The organism is Nodosilinea sp. P-1105, assembly GCF_012911975.1.
In the GTDB taxonomy this organism is placed as follows: Bacteria; Cyanobacteriota; Cyanobacteriia; order Phormidesmidales; family Phormidesmidaceae; genus Nodosilinea.
In genome coordinates, this window is sequence record NZ_SMDQ01000003.1 from 29,749 (window position 1) to 47,240 (window position 17,492).

Genomic DNA, 17,492 nt, shown 5'->3' on the forward strand with positions numbered 1-17,492 from the left:
TATGCTTTGGTAGTCTAGCTACTCCAGTCCCCGTAAAACAAAAGGAGAGCCCTGGCTCTCCTTAGGGAAGGGGTTATGCTGATTGGTGTCCGGGGTAGACCTGAGCCGACGGCGCAGGGTCTGCTGCCGCTTTGACAGTTGGCGTTGCCGGGCTGTACCCCCCCGTCCCTTGTGGTTACGGCCACTGCGTCGGGGCGACTCCCATCGTTTTAGGTGCTGGGCCATGGTTCAAACCAGGTAAAGAACATTGAACCAGAGGCATGGATTGAACAAGCGCCCTAGCTACTTCTCCATCTTAGCGATTACTTCTTAACCAGATGCCCTATGCTTCCAGGCTTACCACAAAAAAGCCCTCCACAGCATTGTAGAGGGCTGATGATTCAAACCTAGGCCATTCGCTCATTGACTGACAAAACTTATGCACAGATCCTTCGGAAGCCCCTCACCCTAGCCCTCTCTCCCGAGGGGAGAGGGAACAAGAGAGTGGATCGGCTCCCCTCGCCCTCTGGGAGAGGGGTTGGGGGTGAGGGCCAACAACTTTTGTCAGTCAACCAGGGCCATTCGTAACTAAGAGAAACTAATGACCTAAGAAAAAGCGTTGGAATTACTTAACAGACACCTTGCCGCCAGCTTCTTCCAGCTGCTTCTTGGTATCTTCAGCATCATCCTTAGACACGCCTTCCTTGATCGCCTTAGGCGCTGCTTCCACAATTTCCTTGGCTTCTTTCAAACCAAGACCGGTGAGGCTACGCACAACCTTCAGCACGGCGATCTTCTTATCGGCGGGCACTTCTTCCAGCACCACGTCGAACTCAGTCTTCTCTTCTTCGGGCTCAGCCGCCGCCGCAGCGCCACCAGCCATCATGCCAGGGGCCATCATCATCATGCCACCACCCGCAGAAGCAGAGGCATCAACCCCAAAGGCTTCCTCAATTTGCTTAACCAGCTCAGAGGCTTCTAACAAAGACAACGACTTAAGCTGTTCGAGAATTTCATCAGTTTTAGCAGACATAGCTTGCTATTAACTCCTGGATTAAGACGACAAAACACAAACACATCGAAACAATTTAACGGTCCTAAGCGTATTCCATGCCAAAACATATCCGCCGCATCGATGCTGAACTCAGCCAAACAGGCAAGTTTAGCCAACGGTTTGGCTGAAAAATTGGTTGGAACACGCTAAGCTGCATCCTGATCCTGTTGGGATACAGCTTGTAGAGCACGAGCCAGAGAAGCCGGAACTTCCTTGACCCCCACCGCCAACTGGGTAGGCACAGCTTTAACGCCCACTGCCAGACGAGTTGGCATCGCGTTAATGGCACCAGCCAAACGAGCCATAAGCTCTTCTTTAGTGGGTAGCTCAGTAATGGCCTTGATCTGCTCTTCGCTCAGGGCCTGACCTTCCATCACCCCGCCCCGCAGGACGGTTTTCTTGGTGTCTTTTTGGAAGGCTTGGTACTCTTTAATCGCCCCCCCCAAATCATCTTTAATCAGCAGAAACGCTGATGAATCTCTGAGGAACTCGGTCATCGGTTGCCAGTTTTCATCGCCATCTACGGCAATGCGCACCAGCGTATTTTTGGCAATCTTACAGACAGCCCCTTTTGGCCGCAGCCGATTACGCAAATCCGTAATTTCGGCAACACTAAGACCCTTATAGTCAATGACCAAAGCCAACTGCACATCACTCAGGAGTTCCTGAATTTCTGTTACCAGTTCCTTTTTATTGGCTAGGGTTCTCCCCATATCAATCTCACCTCCTTTTTAGCGGGGATAGGGAACAAACTTTGATATCTATCAACGCTGCAACTTAGACCTCAGGCTTCCATGACAAAACCCCGACGCCATGGCCGGGGTAGACTCACTACACTGTGCCGTTTTATCAACCAAAGCACTTGTAGACTCTGTCAACCTCGGCTGGATTTACACCACCATAAGCGGATACCGGCTGTCTATGGTCTGACCTATAACGTTGTTGAAGTTAAGCGATAGACAAATCTCCTGATCGAAAGCCCCATGGGGCTAGCCACAACCTGTTAAACAGCGACAGTTAGGCCGCCACAGCATCCAGCTTAAGATCCCGTAGAGCGCTAACATCCACAGGAATGCCAGGACCCATGGTGGATGACACTGTCACAGAACGCCAGTAACGACCCTTGGCCCCCGAGGGACGATTGCGATCGATACAGTCTTGTAGCGCCTTGAGGTTGACCAGCAAGTCTTCAATAGAAAAATCAACCTTGCCAAACATAACATGAACAATACCCGTTTTGTCAGCCCGGAATTCTAATTTACCGGCCTTAAACTCTTCAATCGCCTGGGGCAAGTCAAAGGTAACCGTTCCCCCCTTAGGGGAAGGCATCAAACCTCGGGGGCCCAGCTGACGACCCAGCTTAGCCACTTGGGGCATCATGTCGGGGGTAGCAATCAAGACATCAAAGTCCATCATGCCCTTTTGAATTTCGGCAATCAACTCTTCCGAGCCCACTAGATCGGCCCCGGCGGCGTTTGCCTCAGCCACCTTCTCGCCCTTAGCAATAACAGCGACACGAACGGTTTGACCCGTACCCTTCGGTAAAATGACTGTCGTCCGCAACTGCTGGTCGGTGTACTTGGGATCAATCCCTAAGCGAATGTGGGCTTCTGCTGACTCTGTAAACTTGGCCGTTGCGGTGTCTTTCAACAACTGCAGCGCTTCAAGGGGCTCATAAAGCCGGTCTTCTACCTTAGCTTGGGCATCCCTTAGGCGCTTTGATATGGTCTTGGTCATGGTATCTCCTTGGGGTGCTAACGAAGCTAACGCCTCTTCCCCGTAAATGAACAGTAGTTAATATTAGCTTAGCTGTGGAATAGTGGGTTAGTTAGCAACGCTAACACCCATGTTACGAGCCGTCCCCTCGACAATGTTCATGGCAGCTTCAATGTCATTAGCGTTGAGGTCAGGCATCTTGGTCTCAGCAATTTCTTTGAGCTGAGCCCGGGTAATGGTGCCTACTTTTTTGGTCCGGGGCTCCCCAGAACCTTTTTCAATGCCAGCGGCTTTTTTAATTAGGACGGAGGCGGGGGGGGTCTTAAGGATGAAGGTAAAGCTACGATCCTCAAATACCGAGATTTCCACAGGCACCACAAGGCCCACTTTATCTTGGGTGCGAGCGTTGTATTCCTTGCAGAACGCCATGATATTCACCCCGTGCTGACCCAACGCTGGGCCAATGGGGGGAGCCGGATTCGCCTTACCAGCAGGGATTGCCAGCTTAATTAACGCAACAACTTTCTTGGCCATTGATTAACTCTCTTTTTCCACTTGATTAAATTCCAGCTCAACTGGAGTGTCACGCCCAAAGATGGATAGTAGCGCTTTAAGCTTGCTACGCTCGGGGCTGACCTCCACCACCTCCCCTTCAAAGTCCTTAAAGGGACCAGAGAGAACCGTGATTTTATCCCCAGGAGCCATATCCACTTTGACCACGGGTTGCTGCTCTTCTGCTCGCTTGAAGATGCGCTTAACCTCTCCTGGGCTAAGGGGCATGGGTTTAACGTGCCCCCGGCCGCGTCCATAGGCTCGACGCTGCTCAGCTCCCACAAAATTGATCACATGGGGCGTGTTCTTGACCACAGACCAGGCTTCATCATCCATGTACATGCGCACCAAAACATAGCCAGGGAAGACCTTCTCATCGATGTTTTGGCGAGAGCCATCTTTCCGCAACTTAACCGCCGGGGTTTGGGGAATTTCTACCTGAAAGATGCGATTAACCACATCAAGGGTACCAATCCGCTGTTCTAGGTTAAGCTTGACGCGCTTTTCACACCCCGATGCTACCTGAACTGCATACCAACGAGCTTTGCGCTGATAGTATTTGGAGGATTGCTCATCAGAACTGGCCGCTTCAGCCTCCGACAAGTCATCATCGAGATTGTCCTCTAGATTTTTGGTTTCATCTAGAGCATCAATATCGTCATAGTTGAAGTCGTCTGAAGTCAAAGCCATTAAAATACCTGTCTTGAAACCCAGCCAAACAGTTGGTCTACCAAATAAATCAAAGTAGCCGAAAGACTGACCATTAAGATCACCGCCGCAGACTCGCTGATCAGTTGCTGACGACTAGGCCACACAACTTTACCAAGCTCTTCCTTAGTGCCCTTCAAAAAAGCACCTAGCTTAAATCCGCCATCGTTGGCGCTAGCAGCGACCTCTTTTTTGCTTTTACTTTTGGACTCTGTTGCGGCTTCTTTTTTAACCACTGGATTGGCTCCTGCTGGTTGTCAGTCCTAACTAAACCGAGTTGCTTGTTCACATTGCTCTTTTCACCATCGGTCGGACACTGCCATCAAAAAGCTTGAGAGCGACCAACAGATGGAAGAGTTTAAAACAGAGACAATGCCCGCAGCCCATACATTCCCTGAACCCGGTTCAGGATTTATAAAAGCTCCGGGCATTAACGCTGTTGTCACTCAGCGCGCCCTGGAGGACTCGAACCCCCGACATCGGGTTTTGGAGACCCGCGTTCTACCAACTGAACTAAGGACGCATGGGGCCGTAGAGGCAGATGCTTCTAACGGTAGAAGCGAACCCCCTCTATCTTACTTGATAGGGCGATCAAAACGCTGCTTCAAGCGAGTGGCCTTACCAACGCGATCGCGTAAGTAGTAGAGCTTAGCACGACGAGCCTTACCCCGGCGCAGCACATTAATGCTGGCTACCTTGGGAGCATGGATGAGGAACACCCGTTCTACCCCAATTCCTTGGAAGATTTTACGCACGGTAATCGATCGATTGATGCCGCCATTGCGCATGGCAATGACAGTACCTTCGTAAGGCTGAATCCGCTCTTTACCCCCTTCTTGAATCCGGACGCCAACACGTATTGTGTCGCCGACGTAGATTTCAGGGACATCTGTCTTTAATTGCTCCGCTTCTATTGAGCGGATTATTTCCTCTGCGTTCATAGGGCCTGCCAATATGCACGGTCTACGATTATAGACCATTAACAGCCCCATTGATCTGGTTTATCTAAAAATTATGCCCCGGAGTCACCGGCTTTGAGAGTTTCGATATCCTGGCGAATCTGGGTGAGTTCTTGGGTTAGCGCTTCTAATTCAGCCTGGATAGATAGATCAACCACAGGGGTAGCAACGGTATTAACGGTTGGGGGGGCAGACGATCCATCGGTTTGAAACAGATCGGTCCCTTGAAATAGGTCGGGCATCTGACTCATCAGTCCGTCTACGAACTGGCGGGCTTCACGCTCAGTCACTTCCCCCTTGATCTCAAGTTCTTCGGTGAGCCGATTGACATCGTTCCCCAAGCCAGAGAAGGTCTGACGCGATTGTTGGGGATCTTGCATCGCTTCGATCAGGGAGGCTGTAGCTCCAAGGGTGACACGAAACCCTTTCTGCAAGCTTTGGGAGAGAGTATCCGGATTCATAACGCTCTGTTGCCCTAGAAACACACCGACAGGGTACCGCATGACCTCAGCCAAAGGCAGTGAGTTAAGAAAGCGGCCCCAGAACTATACTACCGCGCCCTAGTTTTTGGCTTTGGCATCAGAGCTTACGTTTGGAACGACTCTTAGAACGACTGAGCGATCACAGTGGCCAGTGGATATAAACCAAACTCAAGTCCAGATCTGGGGGTCTGCCTGTGGGAAAGTCCAGTTCGGGATCTAGACTTGGTGTCATTCTAGACCTGCTCTAGATACAGCTTGATGTCGTCATAAAGTTGGGGTAGGCCGACTTCAGTGGTAATCCGAATGCGATCGTCCCGCAGGGTAATCAGGGCTTGAGCCGCAAAGGGAGACGACCAGATATTGGGATTGCAAAACACCTCTAGGAACACCTCCCCAGTGTATCGATATTCCATAGCCGCCTTTGGGGTAGGGCGAGCTCGCCCTTCGGCTGGAGCACTGGCTACTTTCAACTGAGCCATTAAATCTTCGAGGGAGACTTTTAGGGCCTTGGCCGCCTCGGGGGGAAAGGCAAAACGTACGGACCCTTGGGACAGGTTAACCGTAAGCTGATCGGTCATGGTGATCTCCGAATTGAGGTGTATTGGGTTGACCTAATACCGAGTCTATAGGCAGGAGCACTCGCTTTTGAATCAATTCTGCTGATCTAGCCCTCTGCTGATAGTTCTGCGGCTGGTAAATCGGGGGTGCCGCTGAACTGACCTGATGTTCATGGAACCTGGACGCTAGACCCGTCACCTCAGATTTCGCAACGTTAAGAACTGTGACGCAATAAAAATTATTCGTTATCTAAAGAAAACACCTGCAAATTCCGAAGAAAAACCTAAAGCTTTGGCCGTTGACTGATTGTCGTCCCTAAAGTATTAGAGAACAACGCTTGCTGGTGCCGGGGTTGAGCAACCAAAATGCTACGAAATTTAAAGCAGCGGCTGGTGATCGAGCTTTGATCGGCGATACGAAGGCTTAACGGTAGGCTGGCGGTTACATCTATGGAGGCGACATGGCTGGAAATTTTGCATCGCTCTCATCGTCTAGCACTGATGGCGGTTGGCGGCGATCCCCCATGGGAGGCACTGAGCGATCGCCGGACTTGCCCGCTTCCCCGGTGGATCGGGTGCGTCGCCTGGTTTGGAAAATCGCTTTAGCCACCCTGGCCCTGATGGCCGTGGGCAGTGCCACCCGAGTAATGAATGCGGGCTTAGCCTGCCCAGACTGGCCCCTCTGCTACGGCCAGTGGGTGCCTCGGCAGCAAATGAACCTGCAGGTGTTTCTAGAGTGGTTTCACCGCCTGGATGCCGCCTTGATTGGGTTAAGTACCCTCTGGCTGGTAGGGCTCAGCCTATGGTATCGGCGTCAGCTACCAGCGTGGCTCCCTTGGGCTGCGGTCGGGGCGGTGGCGCTGATTGGGTTGCAAGGGGGGCTGGGGGCTCTGACCGTCACCCAGCTGTTGCGGTTTGACATTGTCACCGCCCACTTGGGCGCGGCACTGCTGTTTTTTAGCGCCATGGTGGCGATGGGCACCCTCCTGTTGCCCCAAGTGTCGACCGGTACCGTTGGCTCTCTGCCTTGGTTGGGCACCGGCGCTACTGGTCTGGTGTATGGCCAGTGCCTACTAGGAGGGCTAGTGGGCTCCCGCTGGGCGGCCCACCAATGCTTTGGCCTGCGTGAACTGTGCCAGGTGATGAATTCTCATCTGCTGGGGGTTGTACCGGCGACGGCGGCTGTATTAACCCTGACCCTAACCGTATGGCGTACCCCAGCCCTCGACTACCGGCTGCGCCGCCTGGGCAATCTAGCTAGCATGCTGTTGGTGTTTCAGTTGGTGATGGGAATTGCCACCTTTCGCCTCAGACTCCAGGTGGAGCCCTTGACGGTGGTGCACCATACCCTGGGGGCAGCCCTGGTGGGCATCCTGGTTAGCTTTACGGTGCTGGCTTGGCGCGATCGCGCCAAGGGGCCGGTCTTTGACCATCGCATCAGCCTCCGGCCCCAGCCCGCGCCCGGCTCTGCCCCAAACCCTTGACCTGTTTTTTAGCGGTAGGGACAGCAAGGACTGTCCTCTACCCCCTGTAATCCCTCTCCCCGGTGACTCCTCTAAGGCCTCAGCGATTACCGGTTACCGTTTTCCACCCAGTCTTCAAGTTCAGACCTGATGAGGATTTTCTCTGCATGAATCAAACAACCACCTGGAACGATGCCACCCGGCACCATGACTCGTTCAAGGCTGTAATTCGGAGCTATGTGCAGCTCACAAAGCCCCGGATTATTCCCCTTTTGCTGATTGAAACCGCTGCTGCCATGTGGGTGGCGGGCCAGGGACAGGTTGACCCGGTGCTGCTGATGGTCACCCTGCTCAGCGGTACCCTGGCGGCGGCCTCGGCCCAGACCATTAACTGCATTTACGATCGCGACATCGACTACGATATGGAACGCACCCGCCATCGACCGATTCCCTCGGGGCGCATCCAGATTCGTGATGCCCTGGTCTTTGCCGGGGTGCTGGCGGCCCTATCGTTCACCCTGCTGCTGGTCTTTGCTAACCTGCTCAGCGCTGTGATGGCTATGGTGGGCCTGGCCATTTACGTGGGGGTCTACACCTACTGGCTGAAGCGATCGTCCCCCCAAAACATTGTGATTGGGGGTGCGGCCGGGGCTGTCCCGCCTCTGGTGGGCTGGGCCGCCGTCACCGGGGATCTGCCCCTGGCTGCCTGGCTGTTTTTCTGCATTGTGTTCATCTGGACACCGCCCCACTTTTGGGGTTTGGCCATGCTGATTCAAGACGACTACGCCAAGGTCAAAGTACCGATGATGCCCGTGGTGGTGGGCGATGCTGCCACCGCCCGCCAAATCTGGTATTACACCCTGGTGCTCGTTCCCCTTACCCTGATGATGACCTACCCCCTGGGTGCCACTGGGGTGGTCTATGGCGCGATCGCCCTGTTCCTGGGAGGTGTCTTTGTGCGTAAAGCCTGGGCATTACTCAACGCTCCCGGCGATCGCGACCTGGCCCGCAGCCTGTTTAAGTACTCCATTCTCTATATGATGCTGCTGTCGGCAGGCATGGTCATAGACAGCTGGCCCGTGACCAAGCTGCTGGTCTCTAGCCTATCGGGCTATATTCTGTAGAATAAAGTCACGAACTGTTGTTTCTAGGGTTAGGTTTGCCGCATGGCTGCCGCAGTTACCATCGAAAACCTGAGAAAGTCCTATGGATCTGTGACCGCTATCCAGGATGTGTCGCTGACCATTCAGCCTGGGGAAATTTTTGGGCTGCTGGGACCTAACGGGGCGGGCAAAACCACCACCATCCGCTGCCTATGTACCTTGGCTGTGCCGGATAGTGGCCGGATTGAGCTGATGGGTATTCCAGTGCTAGAACAGCCCCAGGTGGCTCGCCGTTACCTGGGCTACATTGCCCAGGAGGTGGCTCTCGATAAGGTGCTTACCGGGCGCGAGTTACTGGAACTGCAAGCGGCGATTTACCACATGCCCAAAAGCGTTGCCCTGGGCCGGATTGAGCAAATGCTTTCCCTGCTGGATTTGCAAGACTGGGCCGATCAAAAGACTGGGATCTATTCCGGGGGCTTGAAAAAGCGCTTGGATTTGGCCCTGGGGTTGCTGCATCAACCGGATGTGTTGGTGTTGGATGAACCCACCGTGGGGCTGGATATTGAAACCCGCTCGGCGGTGTGGTCCTTTCTGAGGCAGCTCAAGGCCGCTGGCACCACCATTTTAATTACCAGTCACTACCTGGAAGAGGTAGACGCTCTGGCCGATCGGGTGGCGATTATTGATCAAGGCCAGGTGATTGCCGCAGGCACCCCTAGCGACTTGAAAGACAAAATTGGCGGCGATCGCATTACCCTGCGCATTCGTGAGTTTACCCCCGACGACGAAGCCGCCAAAGCTAAAGCGATGCTGGCGGACCTGCCCTTCGTCCAGGATGTAATTGTGAACCCAGCCCAGGGGAACTCTTTAAATCTAGTGGTTGAACGGCAGGCGGATGCCCTGACAGCGGTGCAGCAGTCGCTGGCCGCAGCAGGGTTACCAGTCTTTGGTATTTCCCAGTCGCGCCCTAGCCTAGATGACGTCTACCTGGCGGCCACCGGTCGCACCCTGATGGATGCGGAACTGGCGGCCGTTGGTCAGCGGGATTTAAAACAAGAAAAGAAACAAGCTATGAAGGGACGTTAGGAGAGCAGCCCCCATGAGTACGACTATCCCAACTTCAGGCCGCAATGGCTCCAGGCCCCTAGAGAATGACGACTTAAGCACTTGGAAAGCGAGCTTAGGCGATCCGTCCAAACAGTCCCAGGGTCTGTTGTCTGCCGCCTTTATTCAAGAAACCCTAGCGATGACCCGGCGGCTGTTTATCCAGTTGCAACGCCGCCCATCCACTCTGATTGCCGGTATTATTCAGCCGTTGATCTGGCTGGTGCTGTTTGGAGCCTTGTTTCAAAATGTCCCGGCCGGGTTGTTTGGCGAAAGTAGCAACTATGGCCAGTTCCTAGGGGCCGGCATCATTGTATTTACCGCCTTTGGGGGAGCCCTGAATGCCGGTCTACCGGTGATGTTTGACCGGGAGTTTGGCTTCCTCAACCGATTTTTGGTGGCCCCTTTGGCCTCTCGCTATTCGATCGTGGTAGCTTCTGCCATCTTTATCGCTGCCCTTAGCTTAGTGCAAACCGCCGCCATTTTGGCCTTGAGTGCGGTGCTGGGGGCGGGGTTTCCCAACTTGCCCGGGCTGGTGCTGGTGCTGGGGATCGTGATGACCCTGGTGTTGGGGGTAACGGCCCTGAGCTTGGGCCTGACCTTTGCCCTGCCCGGCCACATCGAGCTGATTGCCGTCATTTTTGTCACCAACTTGCCCCTGCTGTTTTCCAGCACTGCTTTGGTGCCCCTAGACTTTATGCCCCAGTGGCTACAGGTTGTGGCTAGTCTGAATCCACTGACCTATGCGATCGAACCAATTCGTTACGTCTATCTGCACCCGGATTGGACCCTGGGTAGTGTCGTGTTGCAGGCCCCCTTTGCCGGGGTCACACTGGGCGCTAGCCTGGGGGTGTTGGTTATTTTCTGTGGGGTAGCCTTGGCCCTAATTCAACCCCTGTTGCGGCGGCGCATGGCCTAGGTTTGTTTTTGTTCGATCACCAGGGTCAAACTCACCCAGGTGCCCTGGGCATTGTAGGTGCGAATTAACCGCTGCCGCTGGTTGGGGGCAATCAACCAGCCCACCTCTAAAAAGAAGGGCTTCCCCGGTTGGATGGCCGTAGGAAAGGTGGCTGAGGCCCCGTCAGGTAGCAACAGTAAGGTCACGGGCTGCTCTCCCTGGTCAAACTGGAGGATGTTGCCCTGTGGGCGGGCTGCTGTTTGAATCGGGGGACTCTGGCCAAAGGTGAGGGTTTGCTGAAGGCGATGGTCAACGGCCGGCCCCTTGGGGCCATTGCCCCCGGGTCGCTGTACCACCAATTGACTTGTCATGGTTTGCTCCGGTTGCAGGTCCGGAAAGACAGTCGTCGCTTGACCGATCCAGGTGCCCACCAGTTGATCCACCGACAGGGGAGGTCGCTGGGTTGGGGCACTGCCTTGCAGATGCTCTCGAATCAAGGTTAGGGTGCTGATCTGGGGCTGCCGCTGAAACACCTGGGCCAGTCGTAACCGCTCCTGGCCATGGATCAGGCCTAGTTCCGCTCCAAACTCGCTCACCGGGCTCCACTGGATCGCCCCCTGGGAAAACGCCCCAGTGTCACAGAACAGCACCCCCCGCCCCAAAGAGCGGTAATTGAGCACCGTTTCTTCCATCGGTTGCCCCGGCAGGTATTTACGAATTTCCTGGCGCATCCCCTGCCCCTGGTCGGTGGGAGTCAGCGCCACCTCAGTGGGGGTATCTTGTAGCATCTCCCCCTGGGGCGACAGCTGAGTGAATGATCCCACCCAGGTGCCCTGATTTTTAAGCAATCGATCCCACTGCGATACCAACGGCAAAGCCCCACTGAAAAATCCCTTACCTATTCCATTAAACCTGAGTTCGACACCCAGGAGAGGGCGGCCCGCTGGCCAGGGCTGGAAAGATCGGGACGAAACATTTTATGAAAAGTACCCACAGTCACCTTGCCGACTATGGGAGTCTGATAAGCGTAGAGAGGGTTTTGCCTAAGGCGTTTAGGCCATGGGCTGGGTTTGATCGTCCTTTGCTGAGCTTAATATTATGGATACCTTGACCTGCACGCTACCGACCAGCTGCGTTGTGCCGGTGTACAAGTCCCCCAAAGACTACCAGGCCTTTCGCATTAGCCCTGGGGACACCAATCGTCTAGCGCTGGTGTTTGACCCCACCATTGCCGATATGTCTTTGACCTACTGTGTGGAAATTTTTGACGTGGGCGGCAAAACCCCTGCCAATCGTCACCAGATTGCCGTGGAAATGTTTTTTGTACTGAAGGGGGAAGGCAGAGCCACCTGCGATGGCAAAACGGTGCAGATTCGGGCCGGGGACAGTATTTTGGTGCCTCCAAACGGGGTGCATGTGGTAGAAAACACTGGCCCCTGCCGACTCTATGCCCTGTGCATTATGGTGCCCAACGAAGATTTTGCCGAGCTGATTCGCAGTGGCACCCCGGTGGAGTTAGATGAGGAAGATATGGCGGTGCTGGGGCGGCGGGACTTGGGATAACGGGGCGATCGCGTTGATCTAAGATAAAAGCAACGCCGTTGATATCGCTGGATTAAGGTGAATTTCCATGGCCTCTCCTTTTCCAGGGATGAACCCCTACCTTGAGCATCCCGATCGCTGGTCGACGGTACATAACCGGTTGATCGTGGCCCTAGCCGATGAGTTGACCCCCCAACTGTTACCCAAGTACCAGGTGGACATTGAAAAACGTGTGTACGACGTCATGGGCTTCAACACGTTGCTGGTGGGGCGACCTGATGTAACGGTGCAGCGATCGCGCCGGTTATGACTACTTCATTGATTACAACCAAGATCCCCTGCCCCCTCTGTCTGAGACAGACTTAGCCTGGATAGATAGCTGGCTAAAAGCCCAGGGACGGCGATCGCCATAAGCTGAAAACTTAGTGACAAAATTACCGCTTTCCCCAATCCGATGCGACGATATTCCAGTAATGGGTAAAGAATCAGCAACATGGCGGCTTTTCAAGATGCCTTTATTTCCTATGGTCGGGCCGACAGCAAAGCCTTTGCCATCGCCCTGAAAGAGCAGCTCAAGGTCCGGGGGCTGAGCCAAGTCTGGCTAGATCTAGACGACATTCCCTCCGGCACGGACTGGCAAGAGCGGATTCAGGCGGCGATCGCGCGATCGCACCAATTCGTTTACATCATCTCTCCCTCAGCCATGGCCTCCCCCTACTGCCAGTTTGAGCTGGCCCTGGCGCAGGACTACGGCAAGCGCATGATTCCCCTGATGCATGTAGAGGGGGGCGACTTTGACACCTGGGCCAGTGCTGACCCCACCGGGTCCACCGCCATTCGCCAGTTGAACTGGATCTTTTTTCGAGAGGGGCTCGACGACCCAGACACCGCCCTGGCAAAACTCAGCCGCACCCTCAGCTTTTGCGATGAGCGCACTGGACAGGCCCAGACCCAAACCCAGAGCTACGTTCACCAGCACACCACCCTACTCAGCCAAGCCCTCAGCTGGAACCGCCACCACCGCCAGACCCGCTACCTGCTGGTGGGTGCCGAGCGTCAAGCCGCCGAAACCTGGCTACAGACCCGCACGGTGAATGGGGATCCCCTGCCCTGCACCCCCACCGACCTGCACTGCGAATACATCACCGAGAGCACTAAAAACGCCAGCAACCTGATGACCCAGGTGTTTTTGTGCCACAGCGACCAGGATCAAGCCCCCGCTGAGCAGATCCGTCGCTCCCTGCTGCGCCAGGGCATCACCGTGTGGAACTACCGTACCGATATTTCTACCAGCCAGGACTATAACCGTGCGATCGCCCAGGGCATCGAAGAAGCCGACAACCTTATCTTTTTGCTGTCACCCCATTCGGCCCAGTCGCCCTACTGCCAGCAGGAACTGGCCCAAGCCCTGACACTGCACAAGCGAGTGATTCCGGTTCTGGCCGAGACGGTGGAACCCGAGCAGGTGCCCGACGGGCTGAGGAACCTTCAGCACATTGACCTGACCGACAACACCCAGCCCAGGGATTACCAGGCCGACGAAAGCCAACTGCTGAAGCTGCTGAATACCGATGCCGCCTACCATACCGAGCACAAAACCTGGCTGGTGCAGGCCCTAAAATGGCAGCGTCAGCAGCAAAACCCCACCCTGCTGCTGCGGGGCTACAACCTGCGTCGGGCCGAAACCTGGCTAAAGGTGGCCCGCAACCACCGCCACCCCCCCACCCTCCTGCACGAGCAGTTCATTGCCGAGAGCCTACGCCAGCCGCCAGATGCTGCGCTGGATGTGTTTATCTCCTACTCGCGGGTCGATTCTGACTTTGCCCGCCGGTTGAATGAGGCCCTGCAAATTCAGGGCAAGCGCACCTGGTTTGACCAGGAGAGCATCGCCACCGGCAGCGACTTTCAGCAGGAGATCTACCGGGGCATCGAAAGCTCGGATGTGTTTGTGTTTGTGCTGTCGCCAGAGTCGGTGAACTCGCCTTTTTGTGCCGATGAGGTGGAGTATGCCCAGGGGCTGAACAAGCGCATGGTGACGGTGCTGCATCGGCCCATTGACACGGCAGACCTGCACCCGGTGCTGGCCAAGCTGCAATGGCTCGATTTTCGCGACCACGACGGCGACTTTCAAGAGAATTTTGCCGGGTTGCTGCGGACGCTGGCTACCGATCGGGAGCATTTGGAGACCCATACGCGGCTGCTGGTGCGGGCCTTAGAATGGGATAAGAAAGGACGAGATGAAGGTTTACTACTTCGAGGCAAAGAACTAAAAACAGCAGAGTTATGGATAGCTGCCAGATTTGAAACAGAGCCACGACCAACAGGTTTACAGCAAGAATATATACGTTCAGGGAAAGCATCGGAAGAATCAAAACGAAAAGCAGAAAGACGCTTAAAACGAGGTGTATTCCTAGGATTGACAGCGGCGACTGCCGGAACTCTAGTTGCTGGGATATCAGGAACTCTAGCATTTCGTTTTAGTGAAGAAGTCAGGAATTCTAGAATTGAAAAAGCTGAAATAGAACAGTCATCTGCAATTAACATTCGAGAAGCCAATGAGAGAATTAGTCGCGCAGAATTTAGAGAGAAGGAAGCTCAAGAATTAGTGGACAAAGCCTTGATTGACTTGGAAGGCGCTAGACTTGAAAGACAAGAAGCTGAAGTTCAGCTTAATCAGATTACCCGCGAGTTACAAGAACGTATCCAAGAAGCTGAGGATAAAGCACTAGAATCTGAAGGAGCGTTAGAGATTGCGAGGGAACAAAGATCACTAGCCGAATCTGCTCGGATAGTTGCAGAATCCTATAGAGAAGCGACAGAGCTAGCACTCCAAAAAGCTAGAGAAACTTTACATTTGGCGCAGGAAGGCAGCCGGTTGGAGAGAGCAGGAAATAATTTATTAAAGCAAAGTAGTTCTGATTCAAGAGTTCGGAATATTAATATTGCCATTAGTGCAATTCAAATTGGACAAGAGCTTAAGGATTTGTCTGAAAATTACGATCTAACTATTTTGGAATATCCTGCAACCAGTCCAATTATAATTCTTCAAAGCATTCTCAATAATCTTTCTGACTCGTCAAATTTTCTTGACCATAGTTCATTAAGACTCGTCTCTTTTGGCCTTTCAGACTCCGAAGATATTTTCACGGCTATTGATCTCAACTCTGCTGGAACCTATATAGCCCTTGCAAACAAAGATGGCCGAATAAAAGTATTTTCAACAAATGAAGATTATCTAGAAGAGTTTCCAACAAACTTCGGCACGATTTCCAGTCTTCAAATGAGTCCTGATGGCGACCGTTTAGCAACCTTGTCGAGCGATGGAATTATTAGGATATGGAATCATTCTGGCGAAGTGATACGATCGTTTGGCGACGACGAGAATTCGGAATTTTTAACAGATTTTGTTTTTAGCAATGATGGTCAACTGCTAGCCTTAAGAAATGGGGCAGGAGTTGTTGGGATTTATCGCTGGTCTTGGCAAGAATTGAGGCTCATTGAATTAAAAAATGTTATGACCTCAGATTTTGGTCGAATTGTCAGTATGTCATTTGATCAAAGTGGAAAATATCTTGTTACAGTAGGATTAACTGGAGAAATTAAATTCCGAAGTATTTTAGATGAATCAAGTAGACATTTTGAAAGTTACGAAAATCAAATCAGGCGAATTGAATTAAGTCCAGATGGAAAGCGAATTGCCACTATAAATTCTGGGGGGGATATCCAAATATGGAATTTAAGAGGACAGCTACTTGGTTTTTTTGAAAGCCCTAAAGGCCGAGCTTTGGACTTAAGTTTTAGCCAAGACGGAAATTTCATAATCGTCTCTTATGAAAGTGAGCCTCTTGTTAAATATGATATCTACAATCTCAATTCCCTAATCATAGAAGTTTGTAATTTACTTAAGGAATATGAGACGGAATATCCTAGAATAAAAGAAGAGTGTAGATATACTAGATGACCTGCAATTTCTTTAGAGTGAAATCTTTATCTTGACCCTCCTGATCTTGTTCTGTCAAAAACCACTGATCTTCTTCGAGTTTCTTGAAAAATATTATTAAAAATATTGCTGGGACGCGGCCTGTTAGTGTCAAAAATTATACTGTCCTCAGTATCTAAGTTTCTATTTTCATTGATTTGGACTCCTGAAGGATTCTCCTCCCTCATGGCTTCTCCTGGTTCTGAAGGAACTCTTGTTAAAGCAAGATATAAGTCCTCAATCACCTCTTCTGGATTCTCATCAGGTAAAAGATTAAAGATTGGTCTGTTGCAAGTCACTCCCGCACAAACTGATTGAATTTTGTTTTCATCAATTCCAATAGCAATAGTTTCAATAAGATCTTCTTGTCTAAGAATATCGAAAATTGCTGAAACACGACTACAAATCTCAAGAGGTGTCTCCGCACTTTCAGAGTAATAGTCACGCACCCATTTATATATGACCACTCCCTGACTTGTAGAGGTATAGCCTACTGTAATGGGTACTCTTTTTCTGTCTTCACCGAGTCGCCTTGTTTCACAAGCAAACCCAATAAAAGGTAGTATCTGTAGCGTCGACCGATCAAATACCACCCCGTCTTCATCTTTCATTAGTTCTGCCGATGAAGGCATGGCAAAGAAGAATGCCAGCATGGACATTAAAATGAATGATAACTGAGACTTCATGAGTGCCCCTCACTTATTTAGTATCTATGCAAATTCCAAACGACTCTCCATGTTCATTCCAAAACATAGCATAACTGGTCAAATCTTGCTCGTGGAACGATTCCTCTCCAGTCTAGAAAAGGCTTTATCAGTTTAAGCTGCTTCCAAAGTGCCCTCTAGCTCACTTTTCAAAAACAGCGTATCTGGCCCAAAATCTTGCTCATGCGGCCATTGCACACCCCCACAGAAGGGCTTCACTAGCCTGAAATAAACATCGTTACACAAATCCTGAAAAATACCTTTGTTTAGGTGCAGCGAGGCGTCAAACAAACGTGCCTCGCCATTATCAAAAAACAACCACAGTTTTGTAGGGTGGGCAATGCCAGCCCTGTCAAGGTGGCGGTGCTTTTCTCGAAAAGCCAATGTGTTAAGGGACTCCGGCCACAACCACCAGGGAGTGAACTCCCTGGCTCACCGCAGAAGTCTGCTAAAGCAGACTGGAAAACGCCGCTCCCCATCCGCTTCAGAGGATTTCTGCTTTGAGCCAAGGACTAGAAGTCCAAGGCTCAAAGCAGAAATCCGAGGGATCGACCCCTAAATCTGCCTCACCTTGACAGGGATGGTTGGGCAATGCCCACCTTGATTTACGCCGCCTCCCCCGCCGCCCTCAGCCCAGTTTGACCGCGACTCAGCCCCCGCTGGCCCCTTCGAGTCATCCCTCGGTCGCA

General features: G+C 52.5%; 19 protein-coding genes, 1 tRNA gene and 1 pseudogene. 7 read left to right on the forward strand and 14 right to left on the reverse strand.

Annotated elements, in window-relative coordinates; translation table 11 throughout:
* Positions 1-18: 18 nt before the first annotated feature.
* The 11 genes from E1H13_RS02040 to E1H13_RS02090 form a co-directional block, all read right to left on the reverse strand.
* Positions 19-225, reverse strand: a complete 207-nt coding sequence (locus E1H13_RS02040; RefSeq protein ID WP_169611729.1) for a hypothetical protein — start codon at positions 223-225, stop codon at positions 19-21.
* 379 nt (positions 226-604) lie between these two features.
* A complete protein-coding gene (rplL, locus tag E1H13_RS02045) occupies positions 605-1,012 on the reverse strand; it encodes a 50S ribosomal protein L7/L12 (protein WP_169611730.1) in 408 nt (135 codons plus the stop codon).
* A 167-nt stretch (positions 1,013-1,179) separates the two neighbouring features.
* Positions 1,180-1,746: a 50S ribosomal protein L10 gene (rplJ, locus tag E1H13_RS02050; RefSeq protein WP_169611731.1), complete on the reverse strand. Its 567-nt coding sequence runs from the start codon at positions 1,744-1,746 to the stop codon at positions 1,180-1,182.
* A gap of 304 nt (positions 1,747-2,050) precedes the next feature.
* A complete protein-coding gene (gene rplA, locus E1H13_RS02055) occupies positions 2,051-2,770 on the reverse strand; it encodes a 50S ribosomal protein L1 (RefSeq protein ID WP_169611732.1) in 720 nt (239 codons plus the stop codon).
* A gap of 87 nt (positions 2,771-2,857) precedes the next feature.
* A complete protein-coding gene (gene rplK, locus E1H13_RS02060) occupies positions 2,858-3,283 on the reverse strand; it encodes a 50S ribosomal protein L11 (RefSeq protein WP_169611733.1) in 426 nt (141 codons plus the stop codon).
* Between the two features lie 3 nt (positions 3,284-3,286).
* Positions 3,287-3,991 (reverse strand): transcription termination/antitermination protein NusG, encoded by a 705-nt coding sequence (gene nusG, locus E1H13_RS02065; RefSeq protein ID WP_169611734.1) that lies wholly within the window; start codon positions 3,989-3,991, stop codon positions 3,287-3,289.
* On the reverse strand, positions 3,991-4,245 hold the full coding sequence (gene secE / locus E1H13_RS28255; protein WP_169611735.1) for a preprotein translocase subunit SecE: 255 nt from the start codon (positions 4,243-4,245) through the stop codon (positions 3,991-3,993). Before secE ends, nusG begins: the two co-directional genes overlap by 1 nt.
* Before the next feature lie 214 nt (positions 4,246-4,459).
* Positions 4,460-4,532 (reverse strand) — tRNA-Trp (locus E1H13_RS02075).
* Positions 4,533-4,584: 52 nt separating this feature from the next.
* A complete protein-coding gene (rplS, locus tag E1H13_RS02080) occupies positions 4,585-4,950 on the reverse strand; it encodes a 50S ribosomal protein L19 (RefSeq protein ID WP_169611736.1) in 366 nt (121 codons plus the stop codon).
* A 71-nt stretch (positions 4,951-5,021) separates the two neighbouring features.
* Complete coding sequence (locus E1H13_RS02085; RefSeq protein WP_240966362.1) at positions 5,022-5,471, reverse strand: hypothetical protein; 450 nt, start codon at positions 5,469-5,471, stop codon at positions 5,022-5,024.
* Positions 5,472-5,683: 212 nt separating this feature from the next.
* The gene (locus tag E1H13_RS02090; protein ID WP_169611737.1) at positions 5,684-6,028 is read right to left on the reverse strand and encodes a hypothetical protein; all 345 of its coding nucleotides are present in this window, start codon (positions 6,026-6,028) and stop codon (positions 5,684-5,686) included.
* A 503-nt stretch (positions 6,029-6,531) separates the two neighbouring features.
* Here E1H13_RS02090 and E1H13_RS02095 point away from each other — a divergent pair.
* From E1H13_RS02095 to E1H13_RS02110, 4 genes are all read left to right on the forward strand, one after another.
* Entirely contained in the window at positions 6,532-7,491 is a 960-nt protein-coding gene (locus E1H13_RS02095; RefSeq protein WP_169611865.1) for a heme A synthase, read from the forward strand.
* A 146-nt stretch (positions 7,492-7,637) separates the two neighbouring features.
* Entirely contained in the window at positions 7,638-8,594 is a 957-nt protein-coding gene (locus tag E1H13_RS02100; protein ID WP_169611738.1) for a heme o synthase, read from the forward strand.
* Between the two features lie 42 nt (positions 8,595-8,636).
* Positions 8,637-9,662 (forward strand): ABC transporter ATP-binding protein, encoded by a 1,026-nt coding sequence (locus E1H13_RS02105; RefSeq protein ID WP_169611739.1) that lies wholly within the window; start codon positions 8,637-8,639, stop codon positions 9,660-9,662.
* A gap of 13 nt (positions 9,663-9,675) precedes the next feature.
* On the forward strand, positions 9,676-10,599 hold the full coding sequence (locus E1H13_RS02110; protein WP_169611740.1) for an ABC transporter permease: 924 nt from the start codon (positions 9,676-9,678) through the stop codon (positions 10,597-10,599).
* On the opposite strand, the gene E1H13_RS02115 is transcribed toward E1H13_RS02110, so the two are convergent.
* Positions 10,596-11,453, reverse strand: a complete 858-nt coding sequence (locus E1H13_RS02115; RefSeq protein ID WP_347404107.1) for a DUF3598 family protein — start codon at positions 11,451-11,453, stop codon at positions 10,596-10,598. The two genes, E1H13_RS02110 and E1H13_RS02115, sit on opposite strands and share 4 nt — an antisense overlap.
* A gap of 223 nt (positions 11,454-11,676) precedes the next feature.
* Here E1H13_RS02115 and E1H13_RS02120 point away from each other — a divergent pair, with 223 nt between their 5' ends.
* The 3 genes and pseudogenes from E1H13_RS02120 (at position 11,677) to E1H13_RS02135 (ending at position 16,081) form a co-directional block, all read left to right on the forward strand.
* Positions 11,677-12,141, forward strand: a complete 465-nt coding sequence (locus E1H13_RS02120; protein ID WP_169611741.1) for a cupin domain-containing protein — start codon at positions 11,677-11,679, stop codon at positions 12,139-12,141.
* Between the two features lie 67 nt (positions 12,142-12,208).
* Positions 12,209-12,418, forward strand: a pseudogene (locus E1H13_RS02125) (DUF4058 family protein); the annotation flags it as partial.
* 195 nt (positions 12,419-12,613) lie between these two features.
* Positions 12,614-16,081, forward strand: a complete 3,468-nt coding sequence (locus E1H13_RS02135; protein WP_169611743.1) for a TIR domain-containing protein — start codon at positions 12,614-12,616, stop codon at positions 16,079-16,081.
* 26 nt (positions 16,082-16,107) lie between these two features.
* On the opposite strand, the gene E1H13_RS02140 is transcribed toward E1H13_RS02135, so the two are convergent.
* Positions 16,108-16,785: a COP23 domain-containing protein gene (locus tag E1H13_RS02140; protein WP_169611744.1), complete on the reverse strand. Its 678-nt coding sequence runs from the start codon at positions 16,783-16,785 to the stop codon at positions 16,108-16,110.
* A gap of 132 nt (positions 16,786-16,917) precedes the next feature.
* The gene (locus E1H13_RS02145) at positions 16,918-17,187 is read right to left on the reverse strand and encodes a DUF2442 domain-containing protein (protein ID WP_206069911.1); all 270 of its coding nucleotides are present in this window, start codon (positions 17,185-17,187) and stop codon (positions 16,918-16,920) included.
* Positions 17,188-17,492: the final 305 nt, after the last annotated feature.